General features: G+C 37.3%; 9 protein-coding genes. All 9 read right to left on the bottom strand.

What is annotated here, in order from left to right:
- Positions 1 to 235 precede the first annotated feature (235 nt).
- Positions 236 to 2,659, bottom strand: a complete 2,424-nt coding sequence (locus AABD74_RS18875; protein ID WP_406843927.1) for a glycoside hydrolase family 2 TIM barrel-domain containing protein — start codon at positions 2,657 to 2,659, stop codon at positions 236 to 238.
- Positions 2,660 to 2,985: 326 nt separating this feature from the next.
- Positions 2,986 to 4,794, bottom strand: a complete 1,809-nt coding sequence (locus AABD74_RS18880) for an alpha-L-fucosidase (protein ID WP_406843928.1) — start codon at positions 4,792 to 4,794, stop codon at positions 2,986 to 2,988.
- A gap of 42 nt (positions 4,795 to 4,836) precedes the next feature.
- Entirely contained in the window at positions 4,837 to 7,995 is a 3,159-nt protein-coding gene (locus tag AABD74_RS18885; RefSeq protein ID WP_406843929.1) for a glycoside hydrolase family 2 TIM barrel-domain containing protein, read from the bottom strand.
- Positions 7,996 to 8,333: 338 nt separating this feature from the next.
- On the bottom strand, positions 8,334 to 10,229 hold the full coding sequence (locus AABD74_RS18890; RefSeq protein ID WP_406843930.1) for a glycoside hydrolase family 44 protein: 1,896 nt from the start codon (positions 10,227 to 10,229) through the stop codon (positions 8,334 to 8,336).
- Between the two features lie 55 nt (positions 10,230 to 10,284).
- Complete coding sequence (locus AABD74_RS18895; RefSeq protein ID WP_406843931.1) at positions 10,285 to 10,638, bottom strand: L-rhamnose mutarotase; 354 nt, start codon at positions 10,636 to 10,638, stop codon at positions 10,285 to 10,287.
- A gap of 74 nt (positions 10,639 to 10,712) precedes the next feature.
- Positions 10,713 to 12,365, bottom strand: coding sequence for an alpha-L-fucosidase (locus tag AABD74_RS18900; RefSeq protein ID WP_406843932.1), 1,653 nt, complete (start codon positions 12,363 to 12,365; stop codon positions 10,713 to 10,715).
- A 237-nt stretch (positions 12,366 to 12,602) separates the two neighbouring features.
- Complete coding sequence (locus AABD74_RS18905; protein ID WP_406843933.1) at positions 12,603 to 13,805, bottom strand: glycan-binding surface protein; 1,203 nt, start codon at positions 13,803 to 13,805, stop codon at positions 12,603 to 12,605.
- Between the two features lie 18 nt (positions 13,806 to 13,823).
- Entirely contained in the window at positions 13,824 to 15,398 is a 1,575-nt protein-coding gene (locus tag AABD74_RS18910; RefSeq protein WP_406843934.1) for a RagB/SusD family nutrient uptake outer membrane protein, read from the bottom strand.
- 19 nt (positions 15,399 to 15,417) lie between these two features.
- Positions 15,418 to 18,633, bottom strand: a complete 3,216-nt coding sequence (locus AABD74_RS18915; protein ID WP_406843935.1) for a SusC/RagA family TonB-linked outer membrane protein — start codon at positions 18,631 to 18,633, stop codon at positions 15,418 to 15,420.
- Between the last annotated feature and the right edge of the window lie 476 nt (positions 18,634 to 19,109).

Genomic DNA, 19,109 nt, shown 5'->3' on the forward strand with positions numbered 1-19,109 from the left:
TTTTATTAATCAATTCAAGCTGCTAGTTAATAAAGGTAGTCCCTACGGAACAAAATTTGACATGAATAAATTGAATTCTACCAATATGTAATCTCTCCGAGATATTTTTTTGTTACTCCGTTAGGAGTTAAATATTGACAGTGGAATAATAAAATCTACCCGAAAAAATATCCCGTAGGGATTAAACTTTTTTATAGCCAATTTATTTATTGAATTATTAAACCAGCAGCTTGAATTAATTATTCTGTATTGATTTGACAATTATATTTTTTCCTTCTAATCCATTGGAGGTTACTGATAATTTAATTTCATCTGCCTGATGATTGCTTTTTATCACGACCAAAGCCCTTCCGTGCCATGCTTTACGTGTATTGCCTACATATTGCTCAGTGTCTTTTATATCAGCATTATCAACTCCAGCAATAACACCTGGGCCTTCAATTTTAAAATCAAGACGGTTAGCTGCATTTGGCTGAAATATTCCATCTTTATCTGTTATCTCAATAGTTATGTATGATAAATCCTGACCGTTGGCCAGTATTTCCTTTCTATCGGCTGTAAGTTTTATTTTTGCGACATCACCTGCAGTTTGTAAAATGGCTGATTCTACTTCTTTATCATTTTCTACTCCAACAGCTTTAAGCACACCCGGAGAATATGGAATTGAAAATGTAGCCTTAAATTGCTGTTCACGAGCAGTTGGCTGTTCACCAATCAGTTTGTCGTTCAGGTATAATCTTACTTTTGGATATTTGGAATATACTTCGACCTGAACCGTTTTGCCTTCAAAAACAGGCCATGTCCAGCTTTCCCATGTTGGCCAGACTGACCACCATGTTTCTTTAATTTCTAATGGTTCCGGTGCTGGTTCACGAACCGCTATATAGAGTTTTTCATTAGTATTATACAGCATGCTTCGGTAATGCGAGATGGGTTTTCTCCAGCCAATCAAATCTATATCACCGCAGTAAGCGCCATGATAAGGAAAGAAATCATGTTCCCAGTGTTCACCGGGTACGTCACCCGAATAATACCAGCGCCCAATTCCTGATTCACCTAAATAATCCATGGCTGTCCAGACAAAATCTCCAATTACATAGTTGTTCTCCTGAACCAGTTTCCAATTATTAAAAGCATCTTTTGGATACGATTCGGTTTGAACTATTATTCGCGAAGGCACTCTTTTATGATCATCCGGAGCCCTATGCAAATTGTAATTATAACCTGCAGCATCATGTACTGCCATTAACGGATCAAACACATCCCAATTCTTGTCGTTGTTTACTATTGCAGATGTAACAGGACGTGTTTTATCTATTTTCTTTACTGCATCTAAAAGCATTTGGGCTGTTTTTACAGCGTCAGGATCTGACCTCTCCGGTATTTCATTGCCTATGCTCCACATGAAAACCGAAGGGTGATTACGATCGCGTAATACCATTGCTTCTAAATCGCGCTGCCACCACTGGTTGAAATATTTAGAATAATCGTTGCTGTTTTTTCCAATTTTCCAGCAGTCAAAAGATTCATCCATTACTAATAAACCTAATTTATCACAGGCTTCAAGAAATGCTTCTGAAGGCGGATTATGAGAAGTTCTCACTGCATTAAATCCGCCGGCTTTAAGCAGTTCAACTTTGCGTTCTTCGGCACGGTCAAAAGCTGCGGCTCCTAAACAGCCATTATCATGGTGTACGCAGCCGCCGTTTATTTTCACAGTTTTTCCGTTTAACTGAAATCCATTTTCTGTCGTAAATTTTATAGAACGAATACCAAAATCTGTCTTTGTATCGTCTACCACTTTTTTATCTTTTAGAACCTGAATCTGAGCCTGATATAAATAAGGTGTTTCCGGTGTCCACAGTTTAGGGTTCGACACATGTATCGTTTGGGTTAATTCCTTTTCACTATGAGCCGGAAGCTCCACTTGCGTCTGGTCGTTTCCGGCATTTTTAGAATTATTTGAAAGAAGTGTTTTTACAACAATACTCTGTGCAGATTCTGTTTCATTTTTTACCTTGGTTTTTACCAATACAACTGCCTTTTTTGAAGACACCTCGGGAGTTGAAATGTCAATACCCCAATGCGCGACATGTACAGGATCAGTAACAACCATCCAAACATGACGATAAATTCCCGAACCTGAGTACCAGCGGCTGTTCATTTGCTGTGAATTATCGACACGTACTGCAATAGTGTTTTCTTTTCCAAAGTTCAAATATGGTGTAAGGTCGTAACTGAATGACGAGTAGCCATAAGGATAAACGCCCAGCGATTTTCCGTTGATAAAAACTTCAGAATTCATATAAACTCCTTCAAAATAAACAGCTGTTTTTTTTGTTTTCCATTCATCAGGCACCTGAAAGGTTTTACGATACCAGCCAATTCCTGCCGGAAAATATCCGCCGCCGCCGCCTGTTGTATTTTTAGGATGAATTTTTCCTTCAATACTCCAGTCGTGAGGCAAATCGAGTTTACGCCAGCCTGTATCATTGAAACTGTTTGTTTTGGCTTCAGAATCATCTCCTAAAAAGAATTTCCAGTTATAATCAAATAACTGTTTTCTTTCAGGTCCATTTTGTGCATATCCTGAAAAAATACCTATAAGTATGATGAATACAAATAGTACTTGTTTTATGTATGAATTTAAGTTGAACATCTTGTTATTGTTATATTTCTAAATACTTTATAATAGCATTATTAACCCGTTGGATGTGATTATTTTAACACATAGAAACATAGCTTTTGTTTACTTAAAAAAGGCGTTTCACTTATTTAAAATACACATAGCTATCTATGTGAAAGAAATGTGTTTCTTTTTGTCTCCTTTTTTACACCTAAAATCTATGTTTCTATGTGTTTAATATTTTTTTTAATTACAACCAACGAGTTTTTATTATTCACATAATTGAATACAATTTTAAAACACCGGATCTAAATTAATTAAGCGAATAATGAACAAATTCCTTGTAACTATCGAAGTTCTTATTCGATCTTGAATACGACAGCTGTTTCAAAAGGCATTTTTGCCGGACAAGTAACAACTAGACCATCACCTTCCTGTTTCCATTGTAATTTGCCATTATATCCAAGCAGTTTCACCTCTTTAATAGGTTTGCTAAACAACTTTGCTTCTGTACCAAGAGATTTGATTTTTAATTGTGCTCCCGGAGCAGGTACATTCATACAAAATGCGTAGAATTCACCCTTCTTACCAACAGTAAAACGAATGTCCTGAGCATCGAACTTGAACTCTGCTTGTATATGATCTAACTTACCGCCAGGAAGCATTTTCAACTTGCCGTTAATTTGTTCTCCTTCACCGGGAATAGTCCATGCATGACTTCCGTAAACGGCTTCTCCATTTCGTTTCATCCAGACACCAACTTCTTTCAACATTTTTGTACTGCCATTGTCTAATGAACCATCAGGCAAAAGCGAAATACATATAGCGGCATTACCATCGCGGGCAATAGCTTCGATAATATAACGAATCATCATTCCCGAATCGTAAGTAAAGCCGGGAGCATAAAACCAGTCGCCAACCGGAATTTCTGCAATCCATGGCTGATCGGTTTTGATCTCTGCCGGAACACCAAATTCTTCGGTATTTACTGTACCATTAGTCTTTTTTCGGAATTTCACTATGCTAAAAGTATTTACCTTACCACGATTTTTGAGTGTACGGTTATAATAATCGGCTATGACCGTTTGCATAGCGTCTACTTTGAGACCAGTTCCTGTTAAATTGCCTGTAAAAGGCCCTTGTACTATTCCATCAGTATAAATGAAATCAGGATCATAATGCTCCACAACATCCATCATTCGTAGTGCCCACTTTGTTGTGTACCATTTTGCATAATCAAGATGATTAGTGAATATTCCTCCCGATGGAGATCTCCATTCTATTCGGGCAGCCTCAGCTACCCCCTTATACTCTCGCAAATTAATACCATAAAGCAGCTTAGGATCATATCCTTCCCACCATTTACCTTTACCATCAGCAAGGGTCAGGTTTCCATCATATGGAATACCTTTTTTGGCACCTTCTTTGTCGCTGCCAAAAGCTGTCTGCCACCACCACCATGTATATTCGTGGTGAAATGTTACACCATAATGCATTCCATTGGCACGACAAGCTTTTGTCCATTCATCAAGTAAATCACGTTTTGGACCGATATTTACAGAATTCCACGGTTGATATTTTGAGTTCCACATATCGTAATTATCGTGATGCACTCCCTGAATCATCAAAAAACGAGCACCAGCATCATGATAAATTTTTGTAAGCGCAGCCGGATTAAGTTTTGTTGGATTCCAGTCACGAAGTATTTCTTTATACCCAGATTCAGATGGATGACCAAATTTCGCGAGGTGGTTTTTGTAGGCATCTGTACCTTCTGTGTAAAGTTTTCGTGCATACCAGTCACCGCTTTCACCTGCCGCTTGTGGGCCAAAGTGAACCCAAATACCAAATTTAGCCTCACGAAGCCAAGCCGGCTCACCAGGATAATTCTTCTCTATTGATTCCCAGGTTGGTTCAAACGGTCCTGATGCGATAGGAAGATTCAGCTTCATTTCGGGAAACGATTGCCAGTCACCCATGGAGACGCTGTCTTCTGGTAATATTGCTGGTACCGAAGGAAATGCTGGCAGTAAATAAGGTTCATCACTCGATTTTGTCTTCTTTTTTTTATTTTGGGTATATCCTGAAAAAATACCTATAAGTATGATGAATACAAATAGTACTTGTTTTATGAAGAATTGTTTTTTGTATGAATTTAAACCGGTCATTTTATTGCTTTGTTTCTAGTTAGTTCATTCGTTTTGAAAAACTTATTGTTTCCCAATATATTCCATGATAAATCCAAAATGATAGGGTTTATTACCTGAATTGGTATATTTTTCCATTGTTTTGGCTCCCCATGTATCATCGCCGCCAACCCCATGAATATTCAAATCAATATTCAGGTTAATAAAATCGCGTTTCGGCAGCTGGTAATCATGTGTCGTGTTCTCTAAATCATCTTCTGTATAAGGCCATGCACGAAAATTAAGAGGCTGTAAACCTGTTATTTTTATGGTTTCATTATTTTGAGCCTGTAAAGAAAACCAGCGAACATCACCGCGATTTGCATTGTCTTGCGGCACCGGATATGGAACCACAAAATTTTCCAGTTCTGAATGATACAAACCAATCAGCGAACCTGTTTTTCTGTCCGGATAATTTTCATTTGGCCCTCTTCCATACCAGTCAATTGTACTATAGTTATCCGGAATACGAACTCTCATTCCGAATTTAGGAATCAGCGGAATAGTATCGCTCTGAGGTGTGTATTGTGCTTCAACTTGTAATTTCCCTTCGCCGTTTAATTGATAATTCAGTGTATAATTGGCACCAATAGCCGGCAGGCTCATATCGAACTTAACGGTTGTTATGTTACTGTTTTTTAAAACACTAACATTTTTAACTATTCTGGTTTCTGCTGCTTTTTTCCATTTGCCCAGTTCTTTTACATAACCGCTCTGCTTTTGATTGTCGTTTGGCGTTTTCCAGAAATAAGGCTCAAGTCCGCCCTTTAACAGCTCCTTCCCATTAGCTTTCCAACTTACCAATGAACCATTTTTTCGGTCAAGGATAAAAGACATTTTTTCGGCTTTTAGCTCAATTTGCGAAGCTGATTCTGTTACAATTACCTTTTTTTCAGTTGCCGTTATATTGGTCCAGTTGTAAGGTTTGATAACAAATTGTTCGCGGGCAATGCAAAACCCTTCTTCTGCCCAAAGGGCTGCAGATTTGAGTTTAGCATAGACATTTAAAGTTATTTCCGAAGGAATTGTACCTGTAAGCTGCGGTGAAGGAATTTTTATATCTGAAAATGTCCCCGGCAAAATGTTATCACTGCTAAACTTACCTTTTTGCAGTGATTTGCCATTGGATGTATATTCATATTCAAAATCAAAATTACCAAGCTGCAGAAAATCAAAATGATTTGTAACTCTTAGTGTTACATCCTTATCATCTAAAAGCTGAAATACCACCTGCTGATACACTTTTTGTACTTCAAAATAATGAGGGTGAGGCGTTCTGTCTGATGAAATCAAACCTTTTATTGAAAAAGTTCCATCATTTGGCTGATCTCCAAAATCACCTCCGTAAGCCCAAAATTCATCATCTTTCAATTGATAATCATCCGGGTGTTCGGTGAGTTTTAGAGAAGAGTTATCTTTTTTCTTTGCCAAGCCCTGATCTACCCATTCCCAAATAGCGGCACCGGTAAGGCTTGGGTCATTATAAATTACATCCCAGTATTCCTGAAGATTTCCTCCCGAATTACCCATTACATGCGCATACTCACGCATAAATACCGGCCTGTCTGTTATTTTTTCTCCTAATTTTTTCAGGTCTTCAGGATGCAGATAACCTTCATCGTAAATATCTGATACACTACGATCTGTATCCGAATAGACCTGTCGGCTTGGATCAAGTTTCTTTACAGTATCAGCCATAGCCACAAAGTTTTGTCCGCTGCCGCCTTCATTTCCTAATGACCAGAAAGTAACACAAGCGTGGTTTTTATCTCGCTGAACAAGGGCAGCAGCTCTCTCGACATGCTGCTTTTTCCACATCGGGTTATCACCCATTTCTTTATTTCCGAGGCCAAAACCATGAGATTCCTGATTTGCTTCGTCCATTACGTAGAAACCGTATTTATCGCAAAGTTCATAAAACAAAGGATCATCAGGATAATGACAGGTACGTATCATGTTGATATTGGCCTGTTTCATCAGTTCAATATCCCTAATCATGGTATTACGACTTACATGCTTACCTGTGCGCGGGTGCTGTTCGTGGCGGTTTACACCTTTGAGTTTAACTGCTTTATTGTTGACATAGAATACATCTCCGCGAATTTCAATTTTACGAACGCCGAAATAACACTCGGCTTTATCTACAATTTCGTTTTTATTGTTTTTGAGTTTCAGTTTAAGATGATATAAATCCGGAGTTTCGGCAGACCATAGCTTGGGATTTTTCATCAATGAATTTATTCCGATTGACAGCTGTTTTGACTTTTGAACCACAGCTGCTTTCTTAGAAAAAGTGAGATCAATCCATTCGCCTTGAGCAGAAAAACCAGAAACCTCAGCATCTATATACAATCCTTTACTATCCTGATCTGATCGATTATCAATATTTAGATCGATAGAAATACTGGCATTGTTAAATGAATTATCAGGTACAGCTTTAACAAAAAAATCGCTGATATAAGTTTTTGGGCGGGCAATTAAATCTACATCCCTAAAAATACCGCTTAATCGCCACATATCCTGATCTTCAAGATAACTGCCATCGCACCAGCGGTATACTTCAACTGATAGTTTATTTTCTCCTTTATGGATGTATTTTGTGATATCAAATTCTGCCGGACACATAGAATTTTCGCTGTACCCCACCTTTTGTCCGTTTACCCATATATACATTGCTGAAAGTACTCCTCCAAAATTAATGAATACCTGTTTATTGTTCCAGTTTTCAGCAATGGTAAAAGTTGTACTATAACTTCCTACCGGATTTCGCTGCAGATAACTTGTAAAATATTTTTCAGGTTCACTTGTTACTTTGGGAGGATTACGCTTAAACGGATAAGTCGAGTTCGTATATATTGGGGTTCCGAATCCCTGGAGTTCCCAGTTTCCGGGAACCAGAATGTTGTCCCAATTTTTTGTTGAATAATTCTCTGTATAAAAATCAGCCGGTCGTGATTGCGGATCTGGCGACCACTTAAATTTCCAGATGCCGTTAAGCGACTTAATCATCGCATTATTCATTTTCTCTTCAGACAAAAAACCATACGCATGCGGTTTTTCCTTGTTTATGCCATTAATATCCGGATTCTCCCAATCGGGAACATTTTGAGCATGAAGGATATGTATGGAGAAAAACAGAATTCCTAAAAAGAGTTTTTTTATTATAGTAATTGATTTATTCATACTTGTTATATTAACAATCTTATCTGGCTTAAGAAAATGGTTTCCGTTTTTAAGTGATTCAAAATACTGCCTTTATTTTTAATTATATCAACCCGCTGGATTTAACTACGTCGTCTGTTCGCCTCGATCGAGTTCATAAATATTTTATTTAAACACATAGAAACATAGATTTTATACCTAAAAAAGAATACTAAAAGAAACATATTTCTTTCACATAACTAGTCCCGAAGCTTCGGGATACATTTCAATTAAGTGAAACGCCTTTTTTGAGAGATTATAGTCTATCTTTCTATGTGTTAAAATAAAATGTCATGAGCTGGCTAACTTTTAAATTGATTTTATCGCGCAATAATAAAAGGGATGCTTTTTTTATAGCTGTTGTTTTTTACTGATAAAAAATACGAGCCGGCAGAAAGTCCACTCACATCCAGCGTATGCAGCTCTTGCCCGCTATTTACAGTAAAAACTTTTAGTTTTTGTCCTGCAATATTATATATAGCTATTTGGGTTGGTTCAGTAATCGCCGAATCAAATTTTATATTCAGTTTATCGTTTACCGGATTAGGGTAAATCATTACTCCTCCGCTGCCTGGCAGTGCGCTTACTTTATCAACCGACAATGTGGATGTTTTAATCAAAACAGCTGTAGTTGACAAAGCGGGTACCGTAACTGTAAATGAATTTGAATTAACATTTACGGTGTTCTTTTTTAATGCATTAGTCGTATGAGATACGAAAGTTTCCGCTGCCGGAAGCCCGGAAATCTGTAATGTTTCAAAATTTCCATTTTCGACAGCAAAGTTGTTAAGGTTTACTGTTACAGTGCGTGATGCATTCATATCTTTATTCACAATAATTACAGTCATCGCATCTGCTGCCTGGTTTACTGTAGTGTAAGCCGAAACCGTGTTTTCAAGTGAAGAAGTACTTGAAACACTATAATCTTTTGCATAACGGCTAAAAAGGTGCAGCGTTTCCCACATACCTACAGACCAGTTCCATGGGCTGAACAATTCAACGCCATTGTTGGCAAATGTCCCTAAATGTGAAGCATATATAACAGATTCAAGGCTTGGGTTGCTACTTGACATTGTACCCCATTCGCTTACTCCTGTAGTGATGCCATGGTTTGCGCCAAAATGTTCTGTCAGCCAGTCCTCAACACGCTTGAAAATGTATTGTTTTGTAAGTGAGGTATCCCATCCGCCAGTACTTGTTTTAACACCATTTGAACCCGGATAATCATAATTTGTATCATAATAAATTCGGTGCCCCTGCAAAGCTGCGGCATCATCACCGTTATACGAAGGGTAATTGTGAATATCTAATACGTCTACCAGTTTAATACCCGTTGCTTTATATTCGTCGCCAAGGCGTTTTATGAAATACTCAATCCATGGATAATATCTGCCATTGACGTATATACTTTCATTTGACCATTTGTACCATTGCCATTCAGAGGTTGTAACAGGTCCGCAAAGTTTAATACCAGGGTATATCGCTTTTGCTTTCTTGGCTAATTCTATATAACGATCCATAAAAGCAGAAGCCGATAACTGAGTTGGCATAGCCCAGTCGTGCGTTCCGTTCCATATATCTACCTCATTGTCCATGTTCCAGTATACAAACTGATCTTTGTTATAGCCTTTCCCATTAGCTCCAAACCAATCATTAAGAATTCCTACCGAAGAATCAGCTGGCCATGGCTTGCTGAACAACTCGGGATTTCCATCGACTAAGGCAGTACCTCCTCCGCTTGTATTAGGAGTTCCTCCTCCGGCCAAATTCTGATGAACACCAGACCAATACTGTGCCTGGTTATATCCCCAGTCATTGAAATTATTATTGGCATTGGATGCAACCCTGCCTAACAGCTGAAAGGCAAACATGCCCTGCATATCAGGAAAATTATTAGTAATATTCTGTGCAGGTGCATCCCAATCAGCAGCATAAACGTTGTTATACCAGTCAGGATGAACAGCCAGTTTTGCCTGCCAGTTATAGGCTGATGCATTATTACCTCCATTCAGACGGGAAAAACGTAAACCTGCATCTTTGTAAAATTGGGCTGGTTTGTCTAAAAAATCATTTTTTCCGTAAATGTATGGCGATACCTTTTTTTTGTTTACAGCAGCATCTACCGTAATCTGAACATTCTGAGCTAAAGTTACTGTACTAGCAAGGCCGCAAAAGCTTACTACAAAAAAACACTTTTTTAAAAACGTAAATTTCATATCCATATCTAATTTTATTTATTACTATTATAACTTTTTTTAGGCGTATAGTTTATTATTTGTCCATTTCGTAAATTCGTTCCATCAACTGCCATTTCTGGTTTGCTGTTGCCTCGGCAGACGTGTCCTGAAATTGTGCCATATGCGCTTCCCATTCGCTTTGTCTCGGTTTTGCGGCCAGTTCCTGCATTGCCTTGTCGTGATTGAAATCGGCTACAGTGTCCATAATCATGAAAAGCCTTGTTCCCATAAGATAGATTTCCATATCGATAATTCCCACTTCTTTCATTCCCTGGGTTATTTCCGGCCACGCTGCCCCTTTTGCATGCGCCTTTTTATATGTTTCAATTAATGCAGCATCATTAAGCAGTTCCATGGTTTTGCAATAACGTTTAAATGAGATTGGCATTTTTTATAATTATTAATTTGTTATTAAGTAAAAGTGATTTTGTTATTTGCCGGCTATAGCCAATTCGTATATTATTATTTTATTTTTAATACTATGGCAATATCGTTCGGGATCACTTTTGGTTTTGTAATTACCAATGAATCGCCCGATTGTTTCCAGGAAAGTTTCTCTTTACTTCCAAGGATTTCAATACTCTTAATTTTACCGTTATATTTATTCTTACCAAGCAGTTTCAAACTAATATTATCAGAAGGCACTCCTAAAAGGGTTGCATAAAGAATATTCCCTTTTTGATTATAACGGATATCATTAGCCGACAATTTTACTTTTCCCTCACTAAAGCTTTGGTCTTTATCAGGTTTTATGGCATCTGAAACAGGGCCTTCTCCATATTGTTTCCACGGACGTGTATCAAAAATACTTTCTTTGTTTACATCCATCCAGGCTGCTATTTTTTCAAGAATTGCAACTTCCTTATCATCAATAGTACCGTCTCCCTTAACAGGAATATTAAGCAGCAGATTTCCATTTTTACTAACAATGTCAACCAGCATGTGAATTACTGTAGCGGCAGATTTGTACCCATTGTTATCATAAACTGATTTACTGTAGTGCCAGTCTCCGATACACGTACAGGTTTGCCATGGCAAATCTTCGATTTTATCCGGAGCACCTCTCTCTACATCCCATACCATACACTTTTTTTGTTCATTAGTCAGCATTTTTCCAAACAGTACAGCCTCCAGCTTATCGTTGTGAGCAGCCATATTACGGTTATAGAAATCAGCCGCAATTTTTAATCCCGCATCACTTACAGGGTAAAGCGGCAGGGCGGTATCATCAAAATAAAGCAAATCGGGATTGTACTTATTAATAAGATCTATTGTCCTATTATAGAATTTTTCGCAGTAAGCCTGTGAAGGTATTGACGCACCATTGTCCCAATTCCACTGACCCCACAGCGCAAATAAATCTTTATCACTGTTTAAACTGAAAGGATGATTTTGGGCATAAAGTTCCTGCGGATCAAGTCCTTCCCACCATTTTCCTTTACCATCGGCTTTTGTAAGTTTTCCATCATACGGAATTCCCGCAAATGGTCCGCTGGTATCTGATCTCTGCGATGTCTCAAACCATGTCCATGCATGAGTAGCATGAACGCTTATCCCGAATGGAAGTCCGTATTTTTTTGCTGCTTTTGACCAGCCAGTCATAATATCTTTTTTAGGCCCTACACGTACCGAGTTCCACTCCTGATATTTACTGTCCCACAAATCCAGGTTGTCATGATGATTTGCCATGGCAAAGAAATACTGAGCTCCTGCCCTTTTGTAAAGTGCTACCAGTTTTTCAGGGTCCCAGTTTTGGGCTTTCCAGTCATTAATAATTTCTTTAAACCCAACTTTTGATGGATGTCCGTAATGTTCAACAAACCATTTGTATTGGTCACCGCCTTCGTTATACATAAATCTCCCAAACCAGTCACCTTGTTCAGGCTGGCACTGCGGCCCCCAATGAGCCCAAATACCAAACTTGGCATTACGGAACCACTCAGGAGTTTTATATTGCTGCAATGACTGCCAGGTTGGGGCAAATTTCCCAGCTGTAACCGGTTCGTTACCTTCCCTAACGGGTGATACATAATTTTCCTGAGCCATCAGACAAGATGAAAATAGTATATAGAATACTATAGACAAACTGAGTTTCACTGAAATTTTTATATTCATTTTTTTGTTTTTAGGATAAATAAATTTTAATGTAAGACCTGCGGAAAAACTCAGTTTTTATTGAATCATCGCAGGCCTTAGTTTTTTTTAACTATTAATGCTAAATCAAGGGTTAAAAACATAGGTATGCAATAGTTGTCTTTTTGTTGCGTACCTACGGCACGCCAACGAATTTCAAACCTAATTGCTACCAATATTTAGTGCCTAAAGGCACATTTCAACTCTTGATTTGCATTATTAATTGATTTTTACAACTCTAATATTATCAACAGCAGCACGCAGACCAGTTACAGTTGCTTTAGAACCTGAAACTGCCTGAATATGAAATTCGCCAGATCCGGAAGCCCCTAATAACTCTGTTAAACTCGATGCCTGAGCTCCGTCTTTTTTGAAATCTGATAATGGAATCGTAACCGTAACCCATTTTCCTTTAGTAGTGTACGAAACAATTTTATCATTAGCTTTCCAAGGCTCATACTTTGCATAGAAATCATAATTTCTTGTTATCTGAATCGTAGTTCCATTCCATTCACCAGGAACATTGATTTCAAATTTTACTGCATAATCTGCAACTGGGTCTGCAAGATCCTGTGCTGAAACCCACTGACCGGAATTGACGTTAATACTGCGTCCCCATTCCCACCATGTACCATTATTAGGACCTAGTGTACCATGATCCAGAACTGCAAAATATCCATGATTTCCGGGGAAATCAACATTGCTGTTACTTGTAGCGCAGCCCCAGCTAAAAGTATTTACATTATCAAAATTACATAAAGATTTTGTAGTTACATCATTCACATTGAATGTTGTAGTAACTGTGCCTGAAGCTGTAATTATATTTAAAGGTGCACTTGTTGTGACATTAGGCATTACGAAACTAATGCTCTTTCCATCAACTGCAGCTGTGTAATCAGTAATTATTTTTCCTCCAAAACTAATTTCGTTTATAAGGAATAAATTTGATCCAGATAGGGTAACCAGATCTCCTTCAACCGGATTTTCGTTTGAAATACTAACAAGCGCAGGCGGTCCGGCAACAATGCTGAAAGCAAAAGTTGTTGTTCCTACTGATGTAGTGTATTGAATAGTATTAAGTTTATTTGCAGGAACTGACGGGAATGGTATTACCGCCGGCACCTGAACAGCTGCATAAGTATTTGAAAACAAACCAGCATTAAAATCTGCAGGTATACCATTAAAAGTGATTTTTGTAGCGCTCTTTAAATTTTTACCTGTGATTACGATCCATTGACCAGGGACTATTTTATCAACCAGGGTATCATTTGGCGAAGCGGCATAATTTCTTATCTCTGTAATAACAGGACCTGTTCCAGATGCATTATCATCATCATTATTACAAGAAGTCATCGAAGTAATAATTAAGATTATGCTGAGCGTCGATAATAGACGGATGTGTTTATAAATTATATTTTTCATCTTGATTCTTTCTTTATATTAATAATAAGGAACTGCAGGTTCAGCTAATTTAGGGTTAGCAACTATCTCTGAAGCTGGCAATTGTAACCTGAAAGTAGATTGAGTAGCGGGAGAAATATTTCCAACAGGATCGTTGGGCGTGGCTTCTCCATTTGAATAATTAAACAATACTCTTTTTTGATTGTTAAGAATATCTATCGCTTTTACAGGATTGTAGTAAGAGAGTCTTACCAAATCATACCAAAATTGTCCTTCACAGGCAAATTCGATTCTTCTTTCTTTAAAAATAATATCGGCATCAAGAACGGTTACCGGGTCAACTCCGGCACGGTTCCTTACCTTATTAAAATACAATAATGCATTAGGGTCGCTTGTAGCGGCATTATTACCAAGGATGGCATCAGCATATATTAAGTAAACATCTGCCAATCTTAATATATAATTATGTTCTATCGAACCTAAGTATGTCATTGCCGGCGTATTGTTATCTGCTCCGTTTCCTATAATGTGTTTTTTCATAGCCGCAGATGTAGCGTTATAACCACCGCCTGCAGCATTTAACTCTGCATAATGATCTCCCGGCAGCATAAAAGTCGTTTTTCGTCTTATTGAATCCTGTGCGGTATACTGATTATATAAATCATAAGTAGGCCCCAGCGGAGTCCAGGCTCCTTCTTTTCCCGGGTTGATATCATTACTTGGTGAGTGTGTCAATAATTGGTTTCCTATACCCCATCCTGAAGTGGCAGCCCATTGCAGGGCAAATAATGATTCTTTATTATCATTAAATTTCGTTTTAAAAAGATCTGAATAACTTGGAAGTAAGGTTAAACCACTGTTTTCGACTACATCTTTTGCATATTTTTTGGCAAGGTCTAAATATGCCTGATTACGATTACCTCCTGATTGTCCTAATCCCGCCATTGTTAAATACACCTTACTTAACATACTTTTTGCTGACCAGGATGTAACTCTTCCCGGTACATCAGAAGCAGGAAGGTTTTCTGCAGCAAAAGTTAAATCGTTTACTACAAATTTGTAAACATCTTCTACCTTATTTCTATTTACTAATGGCGATTTTACTAACTTGATGTTATCTTCAATAATTGGCACATCACCCCATAGTATGGCAAGATGGTAATAAGCCATAGCGCGGATAAATCTCGCTTCGGCTATTGCTGCATTTTTATCAGCCTGAGATACTGATGCCGGAGTGTTTTTATTTATAGCTTCAATTGTAACATTACAATGTGCACCTATAATGTATAATCCTGTCCAGCCCCCTACTAAGATACCATTAGACCCTGAAAGCGTAAAAGTATTTAGCTGTACTGCATCATTATACCAGGCGGCCAGTAAGTTACCACTCAATATATCGCCAAGCATAAGGTATGGATTTGTATTCCACTGAAACCATGCTTTACCTCCGTAAAGTCCAGCTGTGGCTAATCTAAGTTCATCTTTTGTTTTGTAAAAATTCTCTGTGCTTGTCTCTGATTGAGAAGGTCGGTCAAGAAAATCATCCTGGCAGCTGCTTACTATAAAAAATATAGCAAACACCATATAAATCGGTTTTATATTTATTAGTTTCATAATACGTAAGTTTTATTAGTTATTTGGTTAAACCCAGGGTAAGTCCAAAAGTGAATACTCTTGGTTGTGGATAAAAACCATTATCAATTCCTGTTTGTAATGGATTCCATGAACCAACTTCGGGATCTAAACCTTTGTATTTTGTAACAAGAAAGGCATTGGTAACATTAAAGTACAATCGTAAAGAGCTTATGTACATCTTTTTTAATGCATTTTCGGGAACTGTATAACCTAAAGTAATATTCTTGCATCTAATAAAAGAGCCGTCTTCAAGATATCTGTCAGAGAAACGATTGTTACGGTTACTGTCATTATTTTTAACTCCAACTATTGTAGTATTAGGATTGGTAACATATACGTTATTGACATCACTGGCCGAACCATTAGGATCTATTAAAGCTAATCTTGCGTGATCGTTTAATGATTTTAGGTAACCGTATTGTGCTAAAGGATTATCTCCGTTAACCCTCATTCCGTTTAATACTTTGTTTCCATAATTACCACTAAAGAATATATTTAAATCGAAGCCCAGATATTTAAATGTATTACCAAAACCGAACTGGAATTTAGGAATAGAAGAACCTAGAAATGTCTGGTCTTTTTCAGTAATAATACCATCTCCGTTTATGTCTTTAAATTTAAGGTCACCATACCATACCCCTCCGGAATTTGGTGTAACCGGTAAACGGCTGCCATCAGTATTTGTAGGCATACCATGGGTGTGGCCAAGCGCATTGTTATTGGTAAAATCAAAATCTGATGCGTTTGCAAATACACCTTCAACCTGATAGCCGTAAAAATTCCCCATAGATCTTCCTACTACAGTGTTAGTAACCACATCACCTCCATTGTATCCTGGTAATGATGCTCCATCGGTATTTAACTTTAATACTTTGTTCTCATTATGAGACAGCGTAAAGTCTGTATTCCAGCTAAAGCTCTTGGTAGATATATTTGTTGTGTTTATTCCAAAATCAAATCCTCTGTTTCTAACAGAACCTATATTAACATCTGGGGCATCAATTGCTCCCGGAGAATATCCAACGTTTGTTCCGGAATAAAGTGGTAACGGAATTTTCATTAACAATCCGTCTGTTAAACGATTATAAACATCAAAAGAAAAATTAAGTTTCCATCCAAAAAATCTTCCATCAATTCCGGCATTACTATATTCTGTTTTTTCCCATTCAACTAAAGGATTTCCTAAACTGGCTGTCAGCTGTGATACACCAGATAAAGAAGTTGCAACTGAACCTAATGTAGATAAATAAGCATTGTTTCTAATATTTTGATTATTAGTAAAACCATAACTTACCCTTAATTTTAATTCATTGACAATTTTTGAATTCTTTAAAAAATTCTCATTATTTAATTTCCACGAAAGGGCTCCTGAATAAGTAGTTACCCAGCGGTTTTCAGGAGAGAACTTCGAAGAACCATCTGCACGGATATTACCGGTAAACAAATATTTATCGTTATAAATAAAATTAACACGTCCGAAATAAGATTCCTGTGCTCCATCTCCTCTGGTTCCGCTATTGGTAGCAGTACCAATGTCACCACTGCTTATGTTAGTAACACTATTTGAAATGAAATTTTTTCTTGTTGCCGAAACATTTTCATACTCTGACCATTGAGCCTCATGTCCTGCCAAAACATTGACATTATATTTGCTTTTAAATACTTTAGCGTAAGTTAAAAAGCTTCTAAAAGTGGTATAATAGTTTTGATCGTAACCATAAGTTGCCTCATTCTCTAGTCTCTCCGTATTTCCAAACTTATATTTAGGGCTAAATCTGTCTGTCGTGTTATAAGAATAACTTCCTGATATTTCATTTCTAAAAGATAAATCTTTTGTAAATGCTATATCAGCATAGAAATTTGCAAACAACTGATTTCTTCTAAGGTCGTTTTTGTTCATTGCTGCCAGGGCAACCGGGTTAACTAAATTTCTAACCCATCCGTTTGTACTTTCTCCTCCTGCAAAAGAACCGTCAGGATTTTTTAAGGGAATATCCGGAGTTTGTCCTAATGCTTGTGAAATAACACCTGTATTAGTTGAATTTACATTCTCATTAATACGCGTTAGTTGTATACTAGTTCCAATTTTTAACCAGTTGGTTGTCTTGTTATCTAGGTTTAACCTTACGGAACCTCTGGCAAATTCAGACCCAAGAGATATCCCTTCCTGATCGAAATAAGATCCAGACAGCAAATACTGTGTTTTCTCATTCCCTCCGCTTAAAGTTAGTACATAATTGGTGATTGGAGCGACTCTGAATAATTCGTCCTGCCAGTCTGTTCCTTTACCTAAATACTGTGGGTTCGCTAATTCAGGTCTTGCGTCAAAACCCCAGCCAATACCTTGATTTCGATCATTAATAAAAGTGGCATATTCCTGTAAATTCATTGTAGGATACTTCTTCATTAACGATTGAAACCCCGTACTATAATCAAAGGTTATTTTTGGAGCACCTTCTTTACCTCTTTTTGTAGATATAACAATTACACCGTTAGTAGCCTGCGAACCATAAATAGCAGTTGCCGATGCATCTTTTAGGACATCGATAGATTCAACATCCGAAGGGTTAATGGTTGCCAGCGGGTTAGTTCCATCTACACCTGCAAAGCCCTGCCCAATAATAACACCGTCTATAACATACAGTGGTGAATTATTTCCAAAAGAGGATAAACCGCGTATTTGCACGCTGACACCTCCTCCAGGCTGACCAGATGTTTGCTGTACCACAACACCAGGCACTTTACCCTGCAGTGCCTGATCGATTGTTACAGGCTGTGTTCGACGAAGCTCATCTCCTGATATTGATGATATTGCTCCGGTAAGATCTTTTCTTTTTGCTTTACCGTAACCAATTACTACTACTTCTTCTAAAGACCTTACATCTACCTTTAAATGAATTGTTAGTTTGCTTCCGGTTATTTTTGCTTTTTGAGTTACATATCCAATGTAACTAATCTCTAGTGTTTCCCCTATTTTTGCGTCAATAGCAAATTGACCATTTTGGTCAGCTATTATACTTTTCCTGGATGCTGGTACATAAATATTAGCCCCTAAAACAGGCTGGTTTAATTCGTCCAGGACAATACCGGTAATTTTTCCGTCATTATTTTGAGCCGATACTGCTCCAAACGAAAAAAGCATTACCAAAAGGAGGTACTTACTAAAGAGCTTCTTGTCTTTTACAAAACGCTGAATCACGTGTTTTTTGTTCATAATAAATTTTGGTTAGGTTAGTTTAAAGTGGTTTACTCGAAAAAGCATTTTATCATGAAATATTTTCAACTTTTTACCTCGTGAGTAAATGCTTTTTTTTGTCATATTTAAGAACAAATTAACAATAAAGTAACATTAAACTATGGTGCATTATGTATCAAAAGACTGTATCAATTGTTGCAATTACTGCAATTATCATAAAAAAACTACAAAATTTATTTCATTAACTCATTTAATATTATAATAAATTGCTATTTTAATAATGATAATTTATTATATCCAAAAAACAGGGTTGTGAAGACAAAAAGACGTGTGTTATATTTAACAGAATACATTTAAATTTTTAAAAAAGATTTGATGTATTCTAAGAAGGGATTATTAGCTGGTTTGCAGATCAATTCCAGCGAAAAAACTCAATTATAATTAAAGACTAAATTGAAGTTGAAAAACAGTATTTGTATTTCCTGAGTTTTCCT

The sequence above is a fragment of the Flavobacterium soyae genome (genome assembly GCF_045348165.1).
In the GTDB taxonomy this organism is placed as follows: Bacteria; Bacteroidota; Bacteroidia; order Flavobacteriales; family Flavobacteriaceae; genus Flavobacterium; species Flavobacterium soyae.